Below are 22,919 nucleotides of genomic sequence, written 5' to 3'. Positions count from 1 at the left end.
GTGTATCTTCAGTGAAGTCCCTGCTCTTTGGGAATGATCTCAATAGACATTTTCCGGATCAAAGACCTTCTCTCCAATCTCTTTTCCATCGATTGTCCTATAAAAACATGAACGATACCCCGTGTGGCATGCGCCGCCTGTCTGCTCGACCAGCAATAGTACTGCATCCATGTCGCAGTCTATCCTGATCTCAATTACTTTTTGCGTGTGTCCGGAACTTTCTCCTTTCTTCCAAAGGCATTGTCTGCTACGGCTCCAGTAGTGAACTATGCCGGTATCAATGGTTTGCTCCAGTGCTTCCTTGTTCATAAAGGCGCACATCAGGACTTCATTTGTCTTGCTATCCTGTGCAATAGCCTGTATGAGGCCGTTATCATACTTCATATTTTCAGGTTTTACCATGTGAATCACTAATTGCTATATACTATAAAAACTATTATCTTCCATTATTAATATAATTGGTAACAAAATAATTGACTTATACAGGGTGTAATTATGGATTACAGTTTTGATGGTACCGGTGGATACAGAATCCCAACAGGAATAAGTGGGCTTGATGTTCAGCTTGGCGGAGGCGTCCCTCCAGGAGCAACTATTCTAATTCTGGCAGAGCCTGGGGCTAATTCTGATATGTTTGCCCAGCAATTCGTGTATGGCGGTCTTTTGAACAACGAGGATGTATTTTACTTTACTTCAGAACATCCGGCAAACGAGATTGCTAATGAGATGGAAATCATGAAATGGGATGTTGAAAAGTATATAGAGGATGGAAGCCTTGAATTCGTTGATGCATATCTTCCGCGCTTCTATAATGTACTTCCAAAGGAGTTTACAAGCGAGTTGTCTGCAAAGGATTTTCTCAAAAAGGGTACTGACTCCATGGGTCTTCTTAAGGCGACAGCCATACAGAAAAGAGATAACAAATACAGGGGTGTAATTGATTCAATATCATACTTCCTGCGTGCTTATAACCTCAATACGGTGGTCGATGTCATTGAAATGATTTCCTCAATTGGCAAAGCGACCGGGTCTATCCATCTGGTATTAATGACCAGTGGAATGCATGATTCTATCACCGAGAACACTCTGCGTCATATTTGTGACGGTGTAATTGAGTTCAGGATAAGGGAGCGTGGAAGCGAAATTGAACGTAATATCATGATACGTAAAATGCGTGGAATGCTCGTTCCAAACCGTACAATTTCCTATATGGTTACACAAAAGGGAATTGAACTGGAAACCACTACTCGTGTTCTTTAATTATGTTCATGTTTCTAAATATGGAAACATGATTTTTTGTCTTTATACTTTTTATTCACAGAAAACTATTTTACTTAACCGGCAAAATGGGTAATGATCATAATGAAACAGGACTTAGTGCGAATTTTGAGGGACATTTTCACTTCATCAGGTTATGAAGTCACAGAATCTTTCCGGTATGACCTTGTTGCAGAGAAGAATGGTTTGAAAACCATTATTAAGCTTTCATACAGTCCGGATCTTGCTGAGATTAGTGACTTTGCAAGCCAGGTTACAGAGGGGCAGGCTCTCTATGTCGTTGCTGATGACGCAGGCGAAAAAGTTCGTCGTCATGCTATAGCTTCAGGTGTTCAAGTATGGGGCCGTGATGATGTTGCTTTGAAAATAGGAAGGGCTGTACTTGCTGACATGGAAGGAAAAACCGCCGAACTCGACCTGCTTGAGACTGTCATAAAAAAGCCTGTAAGCAAAGTTGATGAAGTTGCAAAGGAGGCTATAAATGCCATATTTGGCACAGGTACATCCTCTCTTGTAGAACAGAGAGCCTTTGAGGACCCGGTTAGACCGCTGGCATCAAAGCCACATGTTCCTTCTGTTGAACGCGTGGCTGAAGTTAAATATTATCGTCCGGGAACTGCAGCATCTGTACAGGTTCCTGAAGATGATGGTGTGGAATTTCTCTCTAATGCCCCGGAGATTCAGGAAGATACTCCAGTAGCAGCATCTCCGGAACCGACTAAAAGTGTAACGTCTAACTCAATTATAATGAGTCTGAATTCCTCCCCGGTCAATATACCAAAGGACCATGCTTTTTCAATAGCAACTCCACATGTCCGTGGAGCTAATGCTGCATTATTGAAATTCGTGCCTTTCTGGAAATACAATTATTCCCTTAATGTTGAGCACCGTTACAAGTCCAAAATAATAGACATATCCGGTGATGGTTCAGGTTGCCTTAATGCACTCAATGGACATGTGGAAAGCATGCATCTGGATGATATTCAAAAGAAAATTGCTGTTCCTGACGTTGAATATGATGTGAAAATGCCTGCAACTACTGAAGATCAAGCCAGGAAGCAGCTTCTTGATATGGTGGTAGAAGAATACACCCGGAACCTTCGTTTTGACGCTACCCAGGGCGATGCTATTATCTCAGAGCACAAACGGTTTAAGCCATCAGCATCAGACATTGCCCTGATAATTGAACTTGTGTATGTGCCAATATGGGAAATTAAAGGTCAGAGAAATTCTGTAGAGATCAATGCATATAGTGGTGAGGTATTACAGAATCCTGTAGATGATGATGTTGAGTTTATATGAGATTTTTTTCTCATTTGATGTACAAACAAGTTCGTATTCATACGAATGGTTTATATATCAAAAAAGCATATAAGGGATTACCCAGTAGTCACCGTACATTTAATTTCAAACATATAACGAGGAATCAATAATGGTAGAAATAACTGACAATGCAGCAGTTGAATTAAAATCACTGCTTGAAGAACAAGATAAGAAAGATGTAGCTCTCAGAGTTTTCGTTGCAGGCATGAGCTGCTGCGGTGTGCAGTATGGAATGTCACTTGAAGATGAGATCAGTGAAGATAAAGATCTTGTACTTGAAGAAAAAGGTCTTAAGATAGTAATGAACAAGGATGATGCAGAAGGTCTTGCAGATGCAAAGATCGACTACGTAGATGGCCCATCCGGCAAGGGCTTTGTCATAGACAATCAGTCCGGCGGTGGATGTAACACATCATCATGTGGCGGCGGATGCTGTTAAATAACTATTTAATAGAATATACTAATTGGGTAATTAATTCATATCAAAGGTGATTACATGTTTCCGGGAATAGGTGGCAGGGGAATGAACCCTGCAAAAGTCAAACAGATGATGAAACAGATGGGTATTAACATCACTGATGTCGATGATGTTGAACAGGTCATTATAAGAACAGCTTCAAAGGATATCGTATTTAACGATGCCAATGTCTCAATAATGAACGCTCAGGGCGTAGATACCTATCAAATAGTCGGTACCCCGGAAGATATCGCCAGGGAATTACAAATACCCGATGATGATGTGAGGCTCGTTGCAGAGCAGACAGGCGTGCCAGAGGATAAAGCCAGGGAAGCATTAAAAGCTGCAAATGGCGATCTGGCAGAAGCTATTCTGTCACTCTCATCATAATTCTTTTTTTTACATTTTCCTGTTCTTATATTCATGAGTTCCTTAATTGGAAATCTCTTCTTCGACCGGTCTTAATACTTTCATTTAAAAATTAGTTCTTTTTGGCATACAAATTCTTTTGAGACCAAAATAGGTATATATTACCATCATTATTATACATGATAATTGAAACAATCCTGTTAGTTTACAGGTATATTTCAGGCCGGTTCCTTTCATGTCCCGGGGTTCTGCCGAATCTTTGTTTGTTCTTCAAAATGACATGATGTGGTTGCCAAAAAGAATTGGTTCGATTGTCCCTGAGATAGCTCAAGGTCATGGAGTGAATATCATAGTTAATGATTATAAATGGTAATAACATGTCTGAGAATTTTGATGTAAAACTGGATAGTAAAAGCTACCTTCCGGATTCTTCTGTAAAGGAAAAGTCATGGATACAGGATTATGAAACTGCTTATAAAGAGTTTCTGAAAGACCCGGAGAAGCACTGGGAGAATGTTGCAGAAGAACTTGAGTGGTTTGAAAAATGGGATGCGGTAAAAGAATGGAACCATCCGTATGCAAAATGGTTCACAAATGCCAAACTGAATATTACACATAACTGTCTTGACAGGCATGTCCTTAACGGAAAAAGGAACAAAGTCGCCCTTATCTGGGTAGGTGATGATGGGGAGGAGCAAATTCTCACATATCGCCAGCTTTACCGCGAGGTTATGAGATTTGCAAATGGCCTGAAGTCCCTTGGAGTTGAAAAAGGTGACAGGGTGTGTATTTATATGCCGCTTGTTCCTGAACAGATTATTGCAATGCTGGCATGTGCCCGCATAGGTGCAGTACACAGTGTCGTCTTTGGTGGTTTTGGTGCCAACGCGCTGCATTCAAGGATAAAGGATGCACAGGCAAAGATAGTCATAACTGCAGATGCAACTCTAAGGCGTGGAAAGCGTATTGATCTCAAGACACTTGTTGATGAGGCAGTGGTCAATTCCTCCTCTGTGGAAAAGATAGTTGTTCTTAGGAGAATGACCCCTCAGCTAGAACTTTTCTCTGAAATTGAAGTTGATTTCTATGAGATTATGGAGAATGTGGAAAAAGAGTGCGAACCGGAGGTAATGGATGCAGAGGATCCGCTATTCATTCTCTATACCAGCGGGACCACAGGACCTGCAAAGGGAATTGTCCATGCATGTGGTGGCTATATGGTCGGTACCTACTACACTACGAAGAACATGTTTGATCTCAAGGACAACGATGTTATGTGGTGTACAGCAGATCCCGGATGGATCACAGGTCACAGTTACATTGTCTACGGTCCGCTCTCAATGGGCGCAACGATCCTTATTTCCGAAACAACGCCTGATTATCCTGATTCCGGTGTATGGTGGAGCATGATAGAAGAGTTCGATGTGACGATCTTCTACACAGCACCGACGGCAATTCGTATGTTCATGAGGATGGGTGAAGAGTGGCCTGAAAAGTACAACCTGAGTTCACTGCGTATTCTCGGGTCAGTGGGTGAACCTCTAAACCCCGAGGCTTTTGAGTGGTACTATCGTGTTATAGGCAAAGAAAAGTGTCCAATCCTTGACACATGGTGGCAGACCGAGACCGGAATGCATATGCTGACAACAACGGTTGGCGAGCCTATGAAACCCGGGTTTGCAGGAAGACCAGTCCCTGGTGTCATTGCAGATGTCGTGGATGAGAATGGTGAACCTGTCCCGGCAGGAACAGGTGGTTTCCTTGTCATAAAAGAACCATGGCCTTCCATGATGAGGACCGTTTACGGTAATGATGAACGATATCGCCAGTACTGGAACACAATAGGGAACTATTACACAGCAGGTGACCTTGCCGTAAAGGATGAGGACGGTTACATAATGATTCTCGGACGTTCAGATGATGTTCTGATAGTTGCAGGCCATAACATCGGCAGTGCCGAGGTTGAAAGTGCCCTTGTTTCCCATGAAGCGGTGGCAGAAGCTGCAGTTATCGGCAAACCGGACCCTCTCAAGGGAGATTCCATCAAGGCTTTCATTATATTGCGTATGGGATTCAAGGCCAGCGCGAAACTCAAGACCGACCTTGTCTATCATGTCAGGATGAACCTCGGTCCCATAGCCATGCCATCTGAGATTGAATTTGTAGAATCACTGCCAAAGACGCGCAGCGGAAAGATCATGCGTCGTCTTCTCAAAGCACAGGAACTTGGACAGGATCCGGGAGATATTTCCACGCTGGAGGACTGATCTCCTCTTTTCATTTTCTTTTTAGTCTGGCCCGTTCTTTGTCACTAAAAACAGCAACTAGTCCAAATATCAGGATTCCAATGGTTGATGTGAACCCCGGTGATTTTTTCTCTTCCTGTTCATCGATGTTTTCGTCAACTTCCTGGATTTCATCTTCCTGTTCATCTACAGGGTCAGTTTCGTCTTCTTCAGTGATTACTTCATAATCCACAAAATCACTGCTACAAGTTTCATCTTGAGCATCATAGTAACCAACGTGCTGAACAGCATCTTCACTGGCAATTAAAGTGATATTGGTTTCATTAGTGATTGTTTCATAGTACCATGATCTTGATTTTGAAGTCGCTGAGAAGTTTTCAGAGTATTTTTCTGCTATCTTTATTGAATCCTGTGTAAGTACATCTTCATAAAAAAAGATTCCAAGCTTTACATCTCCATTCTCTGTTCTTGCCCACTTCGGCACGTTCACTCCATGATTTTTATCTTACTTGTTCTGCACAGGTATCTCCCCCATCCACCTCAGCCCACTCTCTGCCGGCAGGTCGGGTGCTGTCATGTCAGAGGCATTGAAAAAATAAATGTATAATCCATAGCTTTCTCTATATAAATGAGACCATATGAATCTAGTAATCTAATTTGCTCTCCGGTTGTATTTTCGTAAAACTGAAGCAAAACATGTTTTCTTTCTGTTCTATTTTCCTGAGTTAAATTGGCATTAAGATTTGCACCAAACTCCATTGGTTATGGTGTGTAAACCTCACCGCCGTAATTTTGAAAGTGTATTTGTCAGAATCGTTCGTTTGGTCTGCACTTGCAACTAGTGTGAATGATGCCATTATCAATGAAAATACAATGACCAGTTCTATCATTTTTCTAAACATCACACATCTATCCTTTTATTTTTCAAATTCATTCAGCCTGGTCGGGTAATGATAAAGATTAAATAAATCCCATTTGTAAGTATAAAATATTGCAAAATATATTCATTTATATCGTAAGTGGCGTTATACATTATCTATGGGACCATTATCTTATCGATAAAAAACACAAAAATAGCAATGGTTATGAACTATACTTTACCTATATTAACAACAGGTGAGCACCATGATAGACCTTTTTGACCTTTACTTTTCAGAGGATTGTCCTTACGGCGATGAGACTACAGAGTTCCTTGGTATAGAGGGCAGCGGAAGGCTCCGTATAAAATCAAGGGAACATGGGGTTGCAGCATGTATGGATGATCTTGAGGCTTTCTACAAAAAGAACGGTCTTGAAGTCGTTAACATGGTGAAAAATGGTGCTGAGTTCAATTCCAATGACGTGATATTTGAGGCTCAGGGTGATCTTCCCACACTTTTCAAACTCTGGCGAATATCACAGACATTCCTTTCACTTGTATGTTCAATTGCATCAAGTACCCGTTTTGCCGTAGAGCTTGCAAGAAAGACCAATCCTGATATAATGGTAGCAACAAGTCGTAAGACCCATCCCGGTTTTAGGAAATACGAGCTCAAGGCTGTAAAGATTGGGGGCGGTGATCATCATCGCAATTCTCTAAGTGACTCGATCCTTATCACACAGAACCATCTGGATGTCATGGAGAAGCGAGTGATGCTTAAGGCTATGCGTAAGATCGAAATTGAACCACGGACCAGAGAGGAGGCTTATGAGTCTGCTCCGGTTGCGGATGTGCTTCTGCTGGATCATTACAGTCCCGGGGAGCTGGAGACTCTGGTTCCTGAATTACGTGCTCTGAATCCCAAACTTGAGATTGCTGTGGGGGGTATCGATTTGGGAATGATCTCTGAATACGCAAAACACGTAGACTTCATTGTGACAACTGCGCTGTATTATTCCAAGCCACTTGATCTTACGTCCAAAATTAGAAGAGTTTAAGTATATAAGAAGAGCGCAACTCTTAAATAATATAATTGCTATGGTTGTGTGTGTAACTTGCACCACCGCTTAAAAGAGATATATTGTTTTGGGGACAATGTTAATCGGAAACCTCTTTCCTTATATGCGGTGCATGCTTGTATCGATAAGTAAAAATAATTAATTCATTGACTTACAATACAGAGGTATTCATATGAGCAAAGTAGAATTATTAGATTTTAGCGCAACCTGGTGCGGACCATGTAAGATGCAGAAGCCTTTCCTTGAGAAGGTTGAGGCAGAACTTGGTGACAAGGTTGAAGTAAAGGAAATTGATGTAGATAAGAATCAGGCTCTTGCAGCTAAGTATGGTATCCAGGCAGTACCTACTCTTATCATTCTGAAGGATGGAGAAGTAGCAAAGCGCTTTACAGGACTTACCACCGCAGGTATCCTCATCGAAGAGCTGAATAAGGTGCTTTAAGCACTGTTCTTTGTTTTTAAAAATATCTCCGGCGTATTTTTTGAAAAAGCGTAAATACCTTAAGATTAATCCAGTTCCGAGGGTTTAGAAAATTGAAGGAACTGGTCGATCTTGGTGTAATGGTTTTCAGGGAGAAAAACTCCCGGGGTTCCTTTAAGCCTCATCTTTCTGTTAAATTCAGGTCTGTTGAAGGGAACCTTGTCACATTTTCCATAGACACTACCAGAACCCCTGCAAAGTATCAGCAACCTGATGCATATCTTATTACTCATGCCCATTCCGATCACAACGGGAAATCCGCTATGCTTTCCGAACGCGCAGTATGTTCGGAGAAAACCGCCCTTGCACTTGAGATACGCCACCAGCGTAAATATGCAGGCATGACCTTCAAAGTTGGCGAAACCATAGATGTCAGGGGTGTAAAGGTCCAGACTTTTCCGAATTTCCATACCGTTGGTTCAGTAGCATTCATGTGGGAAAATGAACTTGGTACAAAGATACTTGTTACCGGTGATGTAAAGGACGCTTCCATGCTTCCTGAATGTGACCTTCTGATAACTGAGGCTAATTACGGAGACCCCGGGGATACAAGCTGTTATTTTGATGATGATCTCGCAGGGTTTGAGAATGCCTTTAGGGATAATTCATCAATTGCTTTTGGAGCCTATGCATTTGGCAAGGCCCAGAGAGCGGTGGAACTGCTTCGGGGATTTGGTTACCAGGGAACAATAGAGATGGAAGAACAATCTCTTTCACTGACCCGAACTTTGCTTGAGGATGCCGGGGAACTTACCTGTCTTGGTGATAGCTGTGAGGATTGTATAAGTATCGTTCCTCCATGGGACCTGGGCAAACTTCCTTCACACATGTCCAAGTATGTAATGACAGGACGCAGTGATTATCGCTATCCTGCAATACAGATAAGTGATCATCTGGATGCGAGGGGACTTGAGGCAATGGTAAAGAATATCGATCCGCAGTTCACAGTTGTATATCACCCTGGTGGACACCGCCCCGGAAAATTTGCAAAATATCTTGATTCCATAGGTTTTAATGCTCTTTCTATCGACATGATAGAGAATGTGCTGAGCAATGAATTTGTATGATTTTGCTCCCGGCAGGATAAACATTTATATAAGTATTGGTTTTTATAGTACCCACATCCAAGTTGTACCAGGAGATCAGATCAATTGTCAAAATCATCCAAGAAAAAGCAATCAGTAGCGGTATCTAAACCACAACCCACTGATGATGCACAACCAGCTCCTATTTCATCAGGTTCCAGAAAGACTTCATTCAAGGCGAAGACGCCGGAAGAAAGGAAAATAGCTCATATGGAGGGAATCATCAAAACGGCAGTTGCAGCTATTATTGGTATAATAGCAGGTATACTTGTCTATATACAACTTGGTGCAGGTGATGATCCTACAGTGAAGTGGTACGCAATATTGACCATTATTGCTGCGCTCTCTTACTATGCCATGAGGCTTGTATTCCCGCTTTTAAAAATCAAGACGAAAAAATTCGGAGTTAAGGACTGGTTCTATGTTGAGTTCATTGTTATAGATTTTTGTCTTGTAACATGGACACTGCTCCTTAATTGATCTTCTCTTTTTCATCTTTATTATTTACTTTATCACTGACAGGGATTTTAAATGCGAATTGCCATATTGAACAAAGACAGATGTCAACCAAGACGTTGCAGTCATGAATGTGAAAAGTACTGTCCTCGTGTAAGAACCGGGGATGAAACAATTGTTTTCGGAGACGATGGTAAGCCAGTAGTATCCGAAGAACTTTGTGTGGGTTGTGGAATATGCGTCCACAAGTGTCCATTTGAAGCTATAATGATAATCGGTCTTCCCGAAGCTCTCACAGAACCAACCCACAGATACGGGCCCAATGGTTTTGCTCTCTACGGTCTCCCAATCCCTCAGGTTGGAAGGGTCACAGGTATCCTCGGACCAAATGGTATTGGTAAAAGTACGGCAGTCCAGATACTTTCAGGTAACCTTCTGCCAAATTTCTCACAGGAAAGTGGTACATGGGACAAGGTGCTTGAGCATTATGCGGGAACGGCCCTCTATGATTATTTCAGCGATGTGGCAGACGGTAACATCAAAGTATCCCAGAAGCCCCAATATGTGGACATGATCCCCAAGGCTTTCAAGGGTAAGACCAGTGAGCTTCTCGACAAGACTGACGAAAGGGGCAAACTTCCTGAACTGATAGAACGTCTCAACCTTTCACATGTCCTTGACCACAAGATCACAGAACTCAGTGGTGGTGAACTCCAGAGGGTAGCTATTGCCGCATGTGCCGCAAAGGATGCAGATTTCTATTTCTTCGATGAGATAAGTCCTTATCTTGATATTTACCAGCGCATCAATTCAGCACAGCTCATACAGGAAATTGCAGAAGATAAAGCCGTACTCGTTGTAGAGCATGACCTTGCAATACTTGATATGCTTGCCGATGTTGTACACATTGCCTACGGAGAGCCCGGTGGATATGGTGTGGTAACCCATCCAAAGGGTGTACGTATTGCTATTAACCAGTACCTTAAGGGTTACCTGCCCGAAGAGAATGTGCGTGTTCGTTCTGAAGCCATCAAGTTCGAGGTTCATCCTCCGAGGGTGGGTACGGATATCAATACTCTGGTGGACTATGATGGTTTCTCCAAAAAATATGGTGATGCATTCTCCCTATCGACTGATGGCGGCTCACTAAAGCAAGGTGAGGTTCTCGGAATTGTAGGTCCGAATGGTATCGGTAAATCCACATTTGTAAAGATACTTGCAGGAGAAGTGCAGCCTGACGAGGGTGAACTTGACCTTAACATCAAAATATCATACAAGCCTCAGTACATCAAGGCTGACACAGCCATTCCTGTTCGATACTTCCTGAGCAGCGTGTCCAGCAGGTTCGACAGCAGCTACTATCAGTCAGAGATCGCTATACCTCTGCAGATAGAAAGGCTTTATGACCATCTAGTCACAGAGCTCAGTGGTGGAGAACTTCAGAGAGTAGCCATTGCAGCATGTCTTTCACAGGATGCTGATATGTATATTCTTGACGAACCAAGTGCCCACCTTGACGTAGAACAGCGCTCAATGGCTACAAAAGTGATAAAGAGGTTTGCAGAGAACAACCGTAAGACTGCAATGGTCGTTGATCACGATATCTATATGATAGATATGCTGAGCGAGCGTCTCATAGTATTTGAGGGTGAACCGGCTGTTTATGGTAAGGCACATCAACCTTCCAGTATGCAGGATGGTATGAACAAGTTCCTGGCGAACCTGAATATAACGTTCAGACGTGATGAGGACACTTCCCGTCCAAGGGTTAACAAACCGGATTCAAGACTTGACCGGGAACAAAAATCTAAGGGAGAGTATTACTACCACAATCTTATAGATGAGTGATATCTCTTCTTTTTCATTTTTCTTAGTTTTTTCAGGCAAGTTCTTTTTCCATCACCTGGTAAAACTCCTCATGAGCATGTTTTTCATGCCATGGGTAATGTCCGCAGTTGTCCAGAAGGATGAATCTGAAATCGCTGATAACCTTTGAAAGAGGTTCTTTTACTCCTTCAAATGGGTGAGGGTCATGATTGCCGTGAATTGCAACTACTGGACACTTAATTTGTTCTCCCATTCGGAGTAATTTTCCACTCTTTCTCAAAAAACTGGCTTCGCTCCATATGCTTTTATTAATATCATGTCGAAATCCTGAATATACTCCTTCGTATGGCACAAGATCAAAAGAGTCAGCAGCAGAGATAAGTTTTCCGAATTTTGCAAAGACATGGTTTTTATTTGTAACAGATGCATCACCCATACTTGAACTAAGACGAAGGTACTCTTCTATCTCGTTTTCATTCATACGATCAAGTCGTGTTTGCATAATTGTAGTCGCATATCTCTCTTCAAACGGTCCGCTTGAAATTAGTATGAGTTTTTTTACATAGGAAGGATATTGTGCTGCAAGCATAAATGCAAGCCATGCGCCCCATGAGTGTCCAGCCAGTGTAACCGGCAGTTTCCCATGTTTTTTTAGCATCCTTCTTAGTTCTTCTATCTGTCCATCGATGCTCATTGATGTCTGGAGCGGTTCCAGCACTCCATTTTGTTCAGACAGACCACTGGCAAGTTCTGCCACGGTTCCAGATGCTCCGGGTCCTCCATGTATGACTGCTACATTGTAGGGAGCTGCACCATATTTTCTGGGGTTTTGATTCATATTTGACCTTTACTATTTGTCCGGATGATGATTTTATATTTATTTCATTGCTTAAAACAGATATGCTTATATATTATATATCTATAAATATATTATAAACACATAAGGCACCATGTGCCTTGCTACTGTTTTTATTTGGATGTGGTATTATCGCAGAAACAAAATTTTATAACAATATAACTGTCCTTGATAGTGTCGATAAAGGAAACTTTAAAGCAGAGATCCTCCAGTATAATTCTTTAACCGGCAGTAAGAATCCATCTCTTGCAAGGAATCTCTATTATATCCAGAAGGCTGGCATGTCTCTCAAACAGGTAAAGATCACCCTTAATGACAGTGGCGTCATAGTAGAACCAGGTGCTCTTTATTTCCAGAAGGGCAACATCACATGTGATGCTAATATTGGCGGGGTTGGTGGCCTCGCAAAAAAGATGCTAAAGAACAAGCTTACAAATGAATCCGCTTTTAATCCTCTCTACAAGGGGACAGGCGAGGTTTTCCTGGAACCAAGCTTCAGTCATTTTCTGCCAGTGACACTGGATAATGGTTCAATTATCGTTGACAAGGGTATATTCTACTGTTCCGAATCTACTCTGGAAGTTGGTGTTGCAAGCCAGAAGAACATAACAGCAGGATTATTTGGTGGAGAAGGCTGGTTCCAGACAAAGATCAGTGGAACAGGGACATGTATTCTGGAAAGCCCGGTTCCAATGGGGGAGATCTTAAAATACAATCTCGACAACGAAAGGCTTCAGGTAGACGGAAACTTCGCAATTTTAAGATCAGATACAGTAAAATTCAGTGTGGAAAGGTCAGGAAGAGGCATTGCAGGTAAACTAACATCAGGTGAAGGGCTTCTGCAGACTTTTGAGGGAACAGGTGCTGTATGGCTTGCTCCTACGCAACAAGTTTATCATTTTATAGCTGGAGGCAGTGTTTCATCACTTGCTGCTGCACCGTACAACAGGAATAATCCTGCATAAAAAGGAGTTTCAACTCCTTTCTTTTCTTTTTTGATCTCAACCCTGTTTTTTATTCTGATGATTTCTGGCAAAAATAAATGCCTGATATATATTATACAGCCAGAAAATGATCAATATCAGTATTGGGAACAAAAGATATGATGCAACTATCAGTATAAAGGCAATTACAAAATAGTAAGCTCCTCTGCCTTGATCTCCATTGTACATCTGCCCAAGTCCGGGAAACACCATGGAATAGAGTGCAGACCTCCATGGGACCAGCTCAAGCTTCTCATTATCCATTTTATCGATGGAATACTTTTCTTTTTCTTCTGCCAGGACAATTCCTCCTTATGCAAAAAAGTACGTGTTTCATGCATAACAAATTTGCTGCATATCAATTAGCGCTTCAACAAACCATTTTTAACAGTTCCTATTGCAGTAGATGTACTTTCCTGTATAGTTGCAAAGGGATTAGCACTTTTGTTCTTATCTGCACCTTTGCTAATACTTCTTCCTTTTCTCAGGTACCAGGTAAGGAACTCAGTATACAGGATCAACCCAACGAGGGTTGACCAGAGCATCAGCAAGATATGGAAATTGTTTATGGGCACAAGTCCGTCTGCAAGAAGCATATGCCGGTGTGAAAGAAATGAAATTGCAATTCCAGGCATTAACAGGACAGGGATGACAGGTATCAAAAACAGGATAATAAGTGCAAGTCTGGCTGACATCTTTATCAGGACAAAGAGTACTACCAAGGTAAACAATGCGAAAAGAATTGCAGAACCTATAAATGCCAGAATTTCCATGTTATCTTTCTCCATTCAAACATTTTCATTTAGTTATATAGCCGGGATATATATAAATATGCGGCGGCAGGCACAATTGCGACTAGGCAGAAAAGGGTTACAAATGAAGATGCCAGAAAACCCGCAGCACCAAATCTTGTAATTTCAGACTGTTCCGGAGTTTCATAATCATATTCTAAGACATCTTCACCAATGTAGGTATTTTCTTCAGGGAATGTATCACTATCTACAAAAGCACTATCGATGTAAAGGAAAGGTTCACTGGATGTGGCTTTCCCTTTTATTCCATCTTCATCTGTAAAACTCAGTTCAGTTGCTGACAGGTAGAGTTCTCCTATATTTTCTGCCCTGACATTATAACTGAATTCTCGGACATCTCCTGCTTCCAGTGTTCCATGCCATTTATCGTCACCTTTTACAAAAACAAGTTCATCCGGGGTGCTTTCCTGAAATGAAGCTTCAATAGTCTTATCTCCATCATTGCTGATTCTAATAAGGACCGTTATATCCTCTCCAACAAGCATATAACTGGAACTGAGTTCCTTTGCTACTATGATCTTTGAACCACTTACATGGAATGTCTGAGTAATTTCTTCAGATTTGAGGGTGTATGTTTCTCCTCCATCTTTCCACATCACATTTGCAGGGCTGAATGTAAAATCACCTGGTTCTGTGGGGGATGCAAAGTATTCTATCTCCTTTGTTTCTCCTGGCCCAAGTATCACTGTCCATTCGGTGTCATCCAGATCATCTGGAATGAAAGATTCAGTAAGTTCATCGGTCACAGTAACAGCTGTCTGGAAATTTGCTTTGTTTTCAATTGTTAGTATTGTCTGGAAATACTGATTTGTTCCAAATTCCGGATTTTGCGATGATTTATCCTTGGAATATACTTCTTTTGTTATGGAAATATATGACTTGACATTTACTTTAGTTGTATACTCGCTGTCATATTCATTTCCTCTGTAATCGTAACCCTGCAATTTTGATACAACGCTTATGTTCCTGCTAGTGGGTTCTATTTCAGGTTTTACCTTTGTCTGGAATCTTTTTGCCTTTCCCGGTTCAAGTATTGAATGTTGCTGGCTAGATAGTTCTACGTATCCTTCATCACACTCGGTGGTGAGGATCATTCCATGGAGTGGTATCGTACCATTGTTTGTGACTATAAGTTCATACTCCACATATTCATCTGGTTCATAACTGTCTTTCAGGGTTGACACATCAATTTCTATTTTAGGTTCACCTGGTTTCAGTGTCTCAATGAAAACTTCATTTGTATCTCTTTTCAGGTAGACCACATTGATCATGAAATCCTCTGAATATTTCTGGTAATCTCCTGTTTTATAAGTGCCTTCAAAATTTACGCCATCATATTCTACTGCTATTAAAGCACCTTCTTCGTTGATGCCTGTAAGGCTGATCTTATAGTTGTTTTCTGTAAGTGTATCGCCTATTTTGAACGACGTTTTGGGTATGTCAGTTATCCATACAAGTTCTGTTTTTTTCTTGTAGATCTCCATGGAAACTTTATCTTTATTGATGCCAACGACGTTGATCTTGAGCTCATCGCCGTATATGTGCTCATTGTTCAATTCGGCATCTGCCACAAAAGATTCCTTAAACACTGCATTTCTATATATTAGCAGGATGGCAGAGGTTTCGTTCTCAGTGTTTATCTCATGTACCTTGAGAGTAAAGCCTTCAAGGTATGCCCTATCCTCTATTCCAAGCTCATAGGCACCCTGGAATATCCATATGTCTTCTTCCCTTATTCCGTAAGCACTAACAGTAGCTGTGAGAATAAGGAGGATGAATACCAGGAAAAACAGTTTTTTGATTGCCATCAATAATCATCTGTGCATTTTTATGTTTTAAATGTTATTTGGGTCTTGTTTTACAGTCATTATCATTGCAAGGTAAAGGAAAATTCCTGTTAACAGGTAGATACCAATCCATGCCCAGGATTCCAATGTACCTATACTTTCGATAGAAAGACGTGTAACCAGATTCATTGGAGAGTTTGTAAACAGGTAAGATGACATAAACAGGAATATGAGTATGAGTGAATAGAGCAGTTGTGCAACTCCCCTGTCTCTAAACAGCACTGATATTATAGTGCTTGCCATTACAAGGATGAAAGCTACGATTGTTACGAGTAATAGTATTTGCAGTGAGTTGTTTATACTGACTCTGTTTATCGAAAGCAGCAGCATCCACACAAAAGACTGGAACGGAACTATCAGTGTAGCCAGAAAAGCTTTTCCACTGACAATTTCAATCATGGATGCAGGGGACACGAGGAGTAATTCCATTGTCTTACGCTCGTATTCCTCTGTGATAAAGTCAACAATTAGTCCTCCTGATATGAATGCTGGTGTGAATACCAGCAATGGTAGGAGTGCTACATATATGAACTCAAAGTATGTAGAAGTTGTTTTGAGCCCTCTTTTTATAACATTGAATTCGATAGGTGTATATCCGGGCAGTCTCTGTGTTCTTATGTCCCTGACACTTTGCTCGTACTTTTCCAATGGCTCTTTCAATTGAAGCGATACAACAGTTGCTTTTATTTCTGATTTTGGAAGGTATATATCTACATTAAGGAGGTCTGTTCCACCAGAGCTTCCCACGGGAGTTACAATAATCGCATCTATCTTCCGGTCATAAAAGTCTGTATATGCTGGCTGGAAATCGTAGTACAGATTAGTACGGATATTACTTTCCTGCAGTATTTTGAATAGCTCGTCATTTTCGGTTCCAACTACGGCAATCGAAGTTCCTTCCATCTCCACATTTCCAAGTGTGCTTGGGTCGTAAAATGATGTAAGCCCAATAACCAGGAATGTTGAAAATGAAGCTATGAAAAGCTGTATTATTATAGCCAGTATGAATGTTTTTTCCCTCATAAGTTCTTTGAACTCTTTTTTTGCGATAGTTTTCATTTTCCGGCGGGAATTTCGGTGTTTACTCAAAAGAACAACCCCCTCAGAATAACTATGTTATATATGCTGTGGAAAAGAGTTGCCAGCACGACAGATACCAGATAGTAATGTGTTCCTCTTTTGTACATTACAAGTGAACTAATGAGTACTGTCGTAATATGTAGGAACAATGGTATCAACAACAAAGTTCCCATTGTCATTACAGATCCGAATGCTGAACTTGCAATTGGTGCCAGGGTTAGGAAGGCAACGGCTTTCTCTCCTACAAAGAAGCCAGCACCGGATAATATGGAATACTTGATAGCGTTTCTTAATGTGATGTCAGCAATCTTTCTTTTGAAAAGTGTATAGATACCAATTGATTTTACGAGTTCTTCTGCCATTGCAGACAAAAGGATCATGGCAATTATTGAATATGCCAGAGGCAGATTGAAAAGCATGACAATAAGCATTAATTGTGCCATATATACGAAAGGAATGAATATGATACTAAGAAGGAATACAGAACCATATGGGTATGAGAGAAATATTTCAAAGCAATCAACTATTTTTCCACTTATGGCTTTCTGTGTGAACAGGTCTTCCTCTCTGAAAATAAAAGTTCCAAAGGTATACACTGAGATGGCCACGAAGTAGAATGGAAGGGTTGAGAACAGGTATGTGTTTGTCAGGACAGCCTCGTTCTCGATGAGCCTGACGATAAGTGTTATTGGTGAAATAGAGCTTATCGCATGAATGTTTGCAAACATTGCAGGGAAAAATAGGTATCCTGATATGATCACTGACAGGAATACACTTGCAAATGTCAGTTCCTTAAAGCTCCTTGAAAGAATAGCGCTGTAGAATGAAAGTGCAAAGAAAAGCAGGACTACAGGAAATATAGCTGCGAGAACGAGGAATATTCTTTCTATGTCTGCAAAAGTTGAAGGTATTCCCAGGATGTAAATAGTAATAGCTGTCTGGATAATCATTGTGATTAAAAGATATGGTACTGTTTTGCCTATCACAACATCTCTTCCGGTAAGCGGTGCAGCAAGTACAAGTTCTCCTTTCTTGTTTGTACGTTCATCCATGAGGCTGGTTGAGTAGAACTGCGAGATGAAGTAGATAGGGAATATGAACAGGAATGCGTAGAGTATTGCTGTAAATGGTATTGGTGGTGAGAAATTAGATGGTGTGGCTATGGTCTGCTTTTCAAAGAAAGCCCGCCCTTGCATCTCATCAAGGGCTGCAATTTCTTCCGGGGATATTGTTGATGATCCGGTCTTAACTGATCCACTTCTTCCTGTGTATCCTTCTGCACCAGGTATATTTCCCGGGTAAACGGTTGTATTGGCTCCACGTTTTATGTTTTCTGCTGTTTCCTCTGCGCCTGCTAATTGGAAGTCCTGCGGTCTTTCAAGATCGTGAACAGTAATCCATACAGGATGACTATTGTTCACATCATTATATGCAGTGAGGACCAGTTCACGATATGTTTTGAAAGTATTCTCCAGTGCATCGCCTGCAGAAGCCGCTTTACGGGTGTCGCCAAGGTAAACATTGTTCCCTATTATGGCCACATCGGCATTATATTCGTAATAATTACTATCAGTGTACCGGTCAACTAAAACATAGTCAAATCTCTGGTCTGTCTCGATAATAGGCTGGACTTCAGGTTGTGAAACAGCTGCAAGATATATTTTCTGGTTCATGCTCATCCCTGTCTGGGATGCCGCATAGGAGGCTATTATTACCAGTATCAAAGATAATGTTAGCATTATCATCGATCGAATATCGAATTTGAGCTTGGATCTTAAAAGCTCCCATTTTGCAATAGTAAACCAGCCTGCCATCATTATTTTATTATGTACTTATTATATTAATAGATGATTCATAAAATGCAATACAATTGAACATTTTTATATGCAGGCCGCTGTTTGTAAGAAAGTGAATATTTCATAATCACACAAAGGAGTGATAGAATGGCAGATATTTTAGCTCTAACTATACCTTACACAACAATAGCGGTGGCAGACATTGTGTTTGCACTAGTGATATTGATAGCAGGTCTTTTGGTTACCGGAGTTCTTTCCGGTATGTTCAGAAACGGCCTGAAAAAGACAAAGCTTCCTGAACTTGTAATTGAATTCCTTGTACGTTTCCTTCGTGCATTGCTCTATGTAGCTGTATTGCTTGCAGTTGTAGCTACCCTGGGTGCTGATATTAGTTCAGTTGTTGTAGGACTTTCAGCAGTCATAGGTCTGGTCCTTGGGTTTGGTATGCAGGACTCGCTGAACAATCTGGCAGCAGGTGTGTGGATAGCATCTTTAAGACCACTTGACAAAGGTGAGTATGTCACTGTAAGCGGTCTTTCAGGTACAGTTCATGCAGTTGGCATTATGGCAACGGAACTCCTGACCCCGGACAACCAGTTCATTACATTGCCTAACAAGCTTGTATGGGGAAGTCCCATTGTCAATGCAACCCGCATGCCTACGCGCAGGGTTTCAGTTGACGTAGGCGTTAGTTATACAACAGACGTTCCAAAAGCAGTACAGATAGCTATGGATGTCATTAAACAGGATTCACGCGTGCTTGTTGATCCTGCACCAGCAGTTGTCACAACAGAATTGGCGGATTCATCTGTAAACCTGCAACTTCGTGCCTGGGTAAACACGGCTGATTTCTGGGGCGTAAAGAATGATCTTACTATAGCTATACATTCAGTTTTCGGCAAGGAAGATATCGAAATTCCTTTCCCGCAGCTGGATGTACACATGTACAATAACTAAATTGTCTTTGAGCATAGTGTTTTTCAACTATGCTTCATTTTATAATACCATTTATATATAGTAACGAATATAGTCATATTGTGGAACCTGGTATAATCGAAGTTAACGGACTCAGAAAAGAATACGGCGATTTCGTTGCCGTTGATAACCTTTCTTTTTCAGTGGGCAAAGGGCAAATATTTGGTATAGTAGGGCCTAATGGTGCCGGTAAAACTACTACTTTGAAAATGCTCAGTAGTCTTATCAGACCAAGCTCGGGTAACATCTACATGAAAGGTATGGATATCTCCCGGGATGCTGTTGGGATTAAATCTTTCCTCGGATTTCTTCCTGAAGAATCTCCTCTCTATGAGGGTATGGATGTGGAGGATTACCTCATGTTCTTTGCTGAACTGTATAGTGTTCCAAAGGACCGTGCAAAAAAAAGGATACATGATCTTCTTTTTGATCTTGCTCTTAATGCTGAGGGCAAAAAGATAGGTGACCTTTCAAAGGGTATGAAACGTAAGGTTGCCATAGCTCGTTCTCTAATCAATGATCCTGATATCCTTATTTATGATGAGCCTGCCTCTGGTCTGGATCCAATGACTTCCAGATATATTACTGACTACGTGCGGTCATTGAAACAATCAGGGAAAACCATTATATTCACTGCCCATAACCTTTTTCAGGTAGAAAGCCTCTGTGACAGGATTCTCATACTTAAAAATGGAAAGCTTGTAACACTTGGTACTGTCGAGGAAATAAGAGCAGAATATGGCAAGATTCAATATCGACTTGAATTTAAGGTGGATAACATTGGGGAATATACAATCACAGATGTCAAGGGAATGGATGGAGATTATGTGGTTGTAACCAATGATATCGCCATAATTAACGAGACTACCAAGTGGGTTGCAACAAACGGTGGAGATATAGTGGAGATGCGCACCATTGTTCCTTCACTTGAAGAGATATTCCTTGAGCTGATGGGTGTTGAGCTTTTCGTAGACTAATTTTTCTAAAATCCAGCTTACTTGAGAGAATGCTTTTTTATAGAATAGTTGCATATGCAACAATTGCATACGCAACAAATTGGTGATAGTCCTGACATATTCCTTAAAACATGAAAGTCTTTGTAGCATCAAAAAGCATGAGTCTATAGGCCGAGATATATCTCATCTTTTCAGGTCGATTAACATATATCTTACAAATGAAATGGAACCATATGGTATTGGAAGTGGACAATTCCCTTTTTTTATGCGTTTGATGCATCATGAAGGAGTGAGTCAGGAATCACTTGCCAGTTCATTGAAATATGACCGTGCAACTATCACTCGTTCTGTGAACAAACTCGAAGAAATGGGTTATGTTACACGGAAAAGGGACCCCTGTGATAAACGCGCCTATTGTGTTTATCTTACTGACAAAGGGCGTGAAATGAAGCCTGTGTTGCTCAGTATTAGCTCTAGGATAAATGATGTACTTTTGTACAGTTTTAGCGATGAAGAAAAGGCAATGTTCATTTCCATGATGGAGAAGGCTGCCAAAAATATAGCATCTGAAAACGAAATGAAGAAGGATTCAAATGAATAATGCTACAAATGATGAAAAACCGGATCCTTCATTAGGAGCCCCAAAGACGACCGCAGGTATGAGGGCTCTGCTTGGTGACCCAAAAAAAGCTATCATTAAACTGGCATTGCCAATGATGCTTGGTATGTCTGTTCAGACATTGTATAATCTCGTAGATACTTTCTGGGTTTCCGGACTTGGCTCAGATGCTCTTGCAGCAGTTGGTTTTGTATTCCCTTTCTTCTTTGTGATCATTGCGTTGTCAAACGGTCTGGGTGTTGGTGCCGGTTCTGCCATAGCACGAAGGCTTGGCTCAAAGGACAAAACAGGTGCGGATAATGTTGCAGTTCATACGATGATACTGATGCTTTTGATGTCTGCTGTTTTCACTTTGACACTCTTCACATTTGCAGAACCGATATTTGCCATTATCGGCGCCGGAAAGACGACTGCAATGGCAACTTCCTATGGTCGTATTATCTTCGGAGGCAGCATTCTGCTGTTCTTTACCAATGTTGCGAATGCGATACTTCGTAGTGAAGGCGACACAAAAAGGGCTATGAATGCCATGATATTCGGTTCTGTCCTGAACATAGTACTTGACCCTATTTTCATCTACCAGTTCAAGATGGGCGTTGCCGGTGCTGCCTGGGCTACGGTTCTATCAATGGGAGTTACCGCAGTTCTCATGTCCAACTGGTTATTCTTTAGAAAAGATACCTACCTTTCCTTTGATTTTAAGGATTTCCGGTTCGAAAAGGGTATTCTCAGGGATATATCCAATGTTGGGATTCCTGCTTCTGTTCAGCAGGCATCCATGGCTCTTATGATGCTTGTGATGAACGTGATCGTAATAGCAGTTAGCAATACTGATGGGGTGGCAGTTTACACTGTTGGATGGCGTGTTGCAACCATTGCTCTTGCTCCACTCATTGGTGTTTCTACGGCTGTTGTCACCATGACTGGTTTTTCCTATGGTGAAAGTTCGTATGACAAAGTATCTTTTACTCACATATACGCAATGAAGATGGGTCTTCTTGTAGAGACTGTCATCGCTGTTTTTACCTTTGTACTGGCTCCCCAGATAGCTTATGCATTTACTCTCTCAGAAAGTGCTTCTCATATCACGGACGACCTTATTATATTTCTCAGAATAATCTGTATATTCTATCCCACAGTCTCCCTTGGAATGATTTCATCCTCTCTTTTCCAGGGTGTAGGTAAAGGTCTTTATGCACTTATTGCAACGATACTGCGTGCTGTCATATTCGTGCCAATATTCGCTCTTGTTTTCGCTTTTAATTTGAAAATGGGTCTTATAGGTGTCTGGTGGGGAATGGTTGTAGGCAATATTCTGGGCTCGCTCTTTATTTTCGTGTGGGCAAGAGTTTATGTCGGTAAATTGTTGAAAACCAGTAATCTTGCGGATGTCTCGCATAAATTATCCGATAATGAGAAACTAAATGTGTGATCAATTGGTTTCATATTTATTCTCTATCCTCTATGTATCCACTATTTACTCCTTAATTATACTCCCTATTTATTCAATAGTGTTGTGATATTAGCTTGACAAC

23 protein-coding genes are annotated in these 22,919 nt (G+C 41.2%); 15 read left to right on the top strand and 8 right to left on the bottom strand.

What is annotated here, in order from left to right; genetic code table 11:
• Window positions 1-39: 39 nt before the first annotated feature.
• Window positions 40-402: a phosphoribosyl-AMP cyclohydrolase gene (gene hisI, locus QZZ23_RS11520; RefSeq protein WP_292470250.1), complete on the bottom strand. Its 363-nt coding sequence runs from the start codon at window positions 400-402 to the stop codon at window positions 40-42.
• A 93-nt stretch (window positions 403-495) separates the two neighbouring features.
• Here hisI and QZZ23_RS11515 point away from each other — a divergent pair, with 93 nt between their 5' ends.
• From QZZ23_RS11515 to acs, 5 genes are all read left to right on the top strand, one after another.
• Window positions 496-1,260, top strand: coding sequence for an ATPase domain-containing protein (locus QZZ23_RS11515; RefSeq protein WP_292470248.1), 765 nt, complete (start codon window positions 496-498; stop codon window positions 1,258-1,260).
• 117 nt (window positions 1,261-1,377) lie between these two features.
• Window positions 1,378-2,580, top strand: coding sequence for a hypothetical protein (locus QZZ23_RS11510; RefSeq protein ID WP_292470245.1), 1,203 nt, complete (start codon window positions 1,378-1,380; stop codon window positions 2,578-2,580).
• A 130-nt stretch (window positions 2,581-2,710) separates the two neighbouring features.
• Complete coding sequence (locus QZZ23_RS11505) at window positions 2,711-3,040, top strand: iron-sulfur cluster assembly accessory protein (protein ID WP_292470243.1); 330 nt, start codon at window positions 2,711-2,713, stop codon at window positions 3,038-3,040.
• A 57-nt stretch (window positions 3,041-3,097) separates the two neighbouring features.
• Window positions 3,098-3,448 (top strand): nascent polypeptide-associated complex protein, encoded by a 351-nt coding sequence (locus QZZ23_RS11500; RefSeq protein WP_292470241.1) that lies wholly within the window; start codon window positions 3,098-3,100, stop codon window positions 3,446-3,448.
• A gap of 356 nt (window positions 3,449-3,804) precedes the next feature.
• Window positions 3,805-5,694: an acetate--CoA ligase gene (gene acs / locus QZZ23_RS11495; protein ID WP_292470239.1), complete on the top strand. Its 1,890-nt coding sequence runs from the start codon at window positions 3,805-3,807 to the stop codon at window positions 5,692-5,694.
• Window positions 5,695-5,704: 10 nt separating this feature from the next.
• Here the strand turns inward: acs and QZZ23_RS11490 are convergent, their stop codons facing one another.
• Entirely contained in the window at window positions 5,705-6,157 is a 453-nt protein-coding gene (locus QZZ23_RS11490; protein WP_292470237.1) for a hypothetical protein, read from the bottom strand.
• 641 nt (window positions 6,158-6,798) lie between these two features.
• Between QZZ23_RS11490 and QZZ23_RS11485 the strand changes: the two genes are divergently transcribed.
• The 5 genes from QZZ23_RS11485 (at window position 6,799) to QZZ23_RS11465 (ending at window position 11,481) form a co-directional block, all read left to right on the top strand.
• Window positions 6,799-7,590, top strand: a complete 792-nt coding sequence (locus QZZ23_RS11485) for a nicotinate-nucleotide pyrophosphorylase (RefSeq protein WP_292470234.1) — start codon at window positions 6,799-6,801, stop codon at window positions 7,588-7,590.
• Window positions 7,591-7,783: 193 nt separating this feature from the next.
• The gene (locus QZZ23_RS11480) at window positions 7,784-8,053 is read left to right on the top strand and encodes a thioredoxin domain-containing protein (RefSeq protein ID WP_292470232.1); all 270 of its coding nucleotides are present in this window, start codon (window positions 7,784-7,786) and stop codon (window positions 8,051-8,053) included.
• Between the two features lie 119 nt (window positions 8,054-8,172).
• Complete coding sequence (locus QZZ23_RS11475) at window positions 8,173-9,159, top strand: MBL fold metallo-hydrolase (RefSeq protein ID WP_292470345.1); 987 nt, start codon at window positions 8,173-8,175, stop codon at window positions 9,157-9,159.
• A gap of 84 nt (window positions 9,160-9,243) precedes the next feature.
• Window positions 9,244-9,657 (top strand): hypothetical protein, encoded by a 414-nt coding sequence (locus tag QZZ23_RS11470; protein WP_292470230.1) that lies wholly within the window; start codon window positions 9,244-9,246, stop codon window positions 9,655-9,657.
• A gap of 51 nt (window positions 9,658-9,708) precedes the next feature.
• Window positions 9,709-11,481, top strand: coding sequence for a ribosome biogenesis/translation initiation ATPase RLI (locus QZZ23_RS11465; protein WP_292470227.1), 1,773 nt, complete (start codon window positions 9,709-9,711; stop codon window positions 11,479-11,481).
• Window positions 11,482-11,512: 31 nt separating this feature from the next.
• On the opposite strand, the gene QZZ23_RS11460 is transcribed toward QZZ23_RS11465, so the two are convergent.
• On the bottom strand, window positions 11,513-12,298 hold the full coding sequence (locus QZZ23_RS11460; RefSeq protein ID WP_292470225.1) for an alpha/beta hydrolase: 786 nt from the start codon (window positions 12,296-12,298) through the stop codon (window positions 11,513-11,515).
• A gap of 119 nt (window positions 12,299-12,417) precedes the next feature.
• Between QZZ23_RS11460 and QZZ23_RS11455 the strand changes: the two genes are divergently transcribed.
• On the top strand, window positions 12,418-13,281 hold the full coding sequence (locus QZZ23_RS11455; protein WP_292470222.1) for an AIM24 family protein: 864 nt from the start codon (window positions 12,418-12,420) through the stop codon (window positions 13,279-13,281).
• A gap of 36 nt (window positions 13,282-13,317) precedes the next feature.
• On the opposite strand, the gene QZZ23_RS11450 is transcribed toward QZZ23_RS11455, so the two are convergent.
• The 5 genes from QZZ23_RS11450 to QZZ23_RS11430 all read right to left on the bottom strand — a co-directional run bounded on the left by QZZ23_RS11450 (window position 13,318) and on the right by QZZ23_RS11430 (window position 18,855).
• Window positions 13,318-13,563 carry a hypothetical protein gene (locus QZZ23_RS11450; protein WP_292470220.1) on the bottom strand — a complete coding sequence of 82 codons (246 nt, stop codon included), beginning with the start codon at window positions 13,561-13,563 and terminating at the stop codon, window positions 13,318-13,320.
• 98 nt (window positions 13,564-13,661) lie between these two features.
• Window positions 13,662-14,087 carry a hypothetical protein gene (locus tag QZZ23_RS11445; protein ID WP_292470217.1) on the bottom strand — a complete coding sequence of 142 codons (426 nt, stop codon included), beginning with the start codon at window positions 14,085-14,087 and terminating at the stop codon, window positions 13,662-13,664.
• Between the two features lie 14 nt (window positions 14,088-14,101).
• A complete protein-coding gene (locus QZZ23_RS11440; protein WP_292470215.1) occupies window positions 14,102-15,919 on the bottom strand; it encodes a hypothetical protein in 1,818 nt (605 codons plus the stop codon).
• A gap of 27 nt (window positions 15,920-15,946) precedes the next feature.
• Complete coding sequence (locus tag QZZ23_RS11435) at window positions 15,947-17,047, bottom strand: ABC transporter permease subunit (RefSeq protein WP_292470213.1); 1,101 nt, start codon at window positions 17,045-17,047, stop codon at window positions 15,947-15,949.
• The gene (locus QZZ23_RS11430) at window positions 17,044-18,855 is read right to left on the bottom strand and encodes an ABC transporter permease subunit (protein ID WP_292470211.1); all 1,812 of its coding nucleotides are present in this window, start codon (window positions 18,853-18,855) and stop codon (window positions 17,044-17,046) included. Before QZZ23_RS11430 ends, QZZ23_RS11435 begins: the two co-directional genes overlap by 4 nt.
• 126 nt (window positions 18,856-18,981) lie before the next feature.
• Between QZZ23_RS11430 and QZZ23_RS11425 the strand changes: the two genes are divergently transcribed.
• The 4 genes from QZZ23_RS11425 (at window position 18,982) to QZZ23_RS11410 (ending at window position 22,816) form a co-directional block, all read left to right on the top strand.
• On the top strand, window positions 18,982-19,791 hold the full coding sequence (locus QZZ23_RS11425) for a mechanosensitive ion channel family protein (RefSeq protein ID WP_292470209.1): 810 nt from the start codon (window positions 18,982-18,984) through the stop codon (window positions 19,789-19,791).
• A gap of 80 nt (window positions 19,792-19,871) precedes the next feature.
• Window positions 19,872-20,786, top strand: coding sequence for an ABC transporter ATP-binding protein (locus QZZ23_RS11420; protein WP_292470206.1), 915 nt, complete (start codon window positions 19,872-19,874; stop codon window positions 20,784-20,786).
• A gap of 82 nt (window positions 20,787-20,868) precedes the next feature.
• On the top strand, window positions 20,869-21,366 hold the full coding sequence (locus QZZ23_RS11415) for a MarR family transcriptional regulator (RefSeq protein WP_292470204.1): 498 nt from the start codon (window positions 20,869-20,871) through the stop codon (window positions 21,364-21,366).
• Window positions 21,359-22,816 (top strand): MATE family efflux transporter, encoded by a 1,458-nt coding sequence (locus QZZ23_RS11410; protein ID WP_292470202.1) that lies wholly within the window; start codon window positions 21,359-21,361, stop codon window positions 22,814-22,816. Before QZZ23_RS11415 ends, QZZ23_RS11410 begins: the two co-directional genes overlap by 8 nt.
• Window positions 22,817-22,919: the final 103 nt, after the last annotated feature.

The sequence above is a fragment of the Methanolobus sp. genome (assembly GCF_016278385.1).
Lineage (GTDB): Archaea > Halobacteriota > Methanosarcinia > Methanosarcinales > Methanosarcinaceae > Methanolobus.
This window is presented reverse-complemented; position numbering and strand designations above follow the sequence as displayed.